This is a genomic window from Streptomyces sp. NPDC086549, assembly GCF_044746205.1.
Taxonomy (GTDB): Bacteria; Actinomycetota; Actinomycetes; order Streptomycetales; family Streptomycetaceae; genus Streptomyces.
Genome location: NZ_JBIVBS010000064.1, coordinates 1 through 1842 on the forward strand (window position 1 = coordinate 1; position 1842 = coordinate 1842).

At 66.1% G+C, this 1842-nt stretch carries 2 protein-coding genes; one reads left to right on the forward strand and one right to left on the reverse strand.

Translation table 11 applies throughout. From position 1 onward, the window contains the following. Positions 1-87 precede the first annotated feature (87 nt). Positions 88-582, forward strand: a complete 495-nt coding sequence (locus ACIPSA_RS51365; protein WP_402649245.1) for a GNAT family N-acetyltransferase — start codon at positions 88-90, stop codon at positions 580-582. Between the two features lie 33 nt (positions 583-615). On the opposite strand, the gene ACIPSA_RS51370 is transcribed toward ACIPSA_RS51365, so the two are convergent. Continuing rightward, the gene (locus ACIPSA_RS51370) at positions 616-1749 is read right to left on the reverse strand and encodes an IS630 family transposase (protein ID WP_402649247.1); all 1134 of its coding nucleotides are present in this window, start codon (positions 1747-1749) and stop codon (positions 616-618) included. Positions 1750-1842: the final 93 nt, after the last annotated feature.

A 1842-nucleotide genomic window follows, 5' to 3' on the forward strand; every position in this document is an offset into this window, starting at 1 on the left:
CTAGTGCCGCATCAGGCAACGTTCGCCTCGTCTTGAGTTACCTCGTGAGCCTTGCGGTGGGGTGGGTGAGCTGGAAGGCTCCCGGTCATGCCGATCTTGGTCAGGGCCGCTGAGCGGGAGGATGTGCCCGCGCTTGTCCGCCTGCGTCTCGCGAATGCTGAAAGGCATGTCCAACTCGATCCGGCCATCTACCGCGTGCCCGACGTCGAGACCGTGCGCAGGCATTTCGAGGAGGTGCTTGCAGCCGAGACCAAGGTGCTGATCTTGGTCGCCGAGGCGGTTGGCGAGGTTGTGGGCATGGTGGAGGTCGTCCTGCTGGCGGATCCCCCGGACCACCAGATCCTGGCTCCCCGCCGCGCGGCCGAGATTCACACCGTCGTCCTGGACGGGCATCGCGGCGAGGGTGTCGGGGCGGCCTTGCTGAAGGCCGCGGAGAGAGCCGCCGCGGAGCGCGGTGTCTTGATCATCTATGCCGGCATCTTCGCGTCGAACACGGGAGCCGTTCGCTTCTACTCTTCGGCCGGATTCGAACCGCGCGGAACCCTGCTGAGCAAGGCGCAAGGCGCCCCCTCGACCGACTGACGTACCTCCAGCCGGAGAGCGGGTGACCGGCAACTATGCAACGTTCGCCCGGGTCACGACCTTGCGGAGGCGTTCGTCGGCGGTGTGCTTGTTCCGCCAGATGATGTAGCGGCGGATCATGCTGCCCTGTTCTTTGTGGTCGGCGTGGTCAGTGCCGTCGAGGGTGAAGTAGCGCAGGGCGGTGAACTGGGCCTCGATGCGGTTGAGCCAGGAGGAGTTTGTCGGGGTGTAGGCGATCTCGACGTTGTTCGCCGCCGCCCAGGTGCCGACCCGCTGGCACCTCTTCGTGGTCAGGTGCGGGGAAAAGTTGTCGCAGACGATCGCAATACGGATCTCGGGCGGGTAGAGGGTGCGCAGGTAGCGGCAGAACTCCAGGAACTGGGTCCGCCTCTTGATCGACTTGATGTGGCCGTAGAGCTTGTCCTTGGCCAGGTCCAGGGCGGCGAACAGGTGCCGCACCCCGCCGTAGCGGTTGTAGGTTGCCCGCCGCCGGCGGCGGGGTTCACGGTCGGGGTCCTTGTACTTGCCGCCGCGTTCGGCCCACTGCCTGCCGAGGTGGGGCATCAGGTTGAGCGGGCCGAACTCGTCCATGCAGAAGACGACTTCAGGCTCACCGTCCTCGGGTATGACCTCGCCGTCGGCGATCGCGTAGAGGTGCTCGACGCGGGCCTTCTTGGCCGCGTAATCCGGATCGCGGGAGGTCTTCCAGGTCTTCAGGCGTTGAAAAGAGACGCCTTCCTCGCGGAGCAGGATGCGCAGGCCCTCGTGGCTGATGTCGTCGACCACCCCCTCGGCGACCAGGAAGTCCGCCAGTTTGGTCAGGCTCCAGGTCGAGAACGGCAGGTCGTGTTCGGTCGGCTTGGACTTGGCGACCTTCTTGATCTCGCGCCGCTCGGGCAGCGTGAACGTCTTGGGCCGGCCGCCCTTGTACTTCGGATACAGCGACTCGAAGCCGTCGGTATTGAAGTTGTGGATCACGTCCCGGACCCGGTCGGCGCTGGTGAACGACACCTCGGCGATCTTCGCCACCGGCATGCCCTGCGCGGACAGCAGCACCATCTGGGCCCGCCGCCAGGTCACCACCGACCCGGTGCCCCTGCGGATGATCCGCAGCAGCCGCCGCCCCTCGTCGTCGTCGATCTCTCGGACACGCACTCGTTCTGCCACCCGCACAGCCTGGCAACGACACGCCGCCCGGCACGGCATCCGGACGGCGCGTCACATCACAACAGGGCAAACGTTCCCTGATGCGGCACTAGA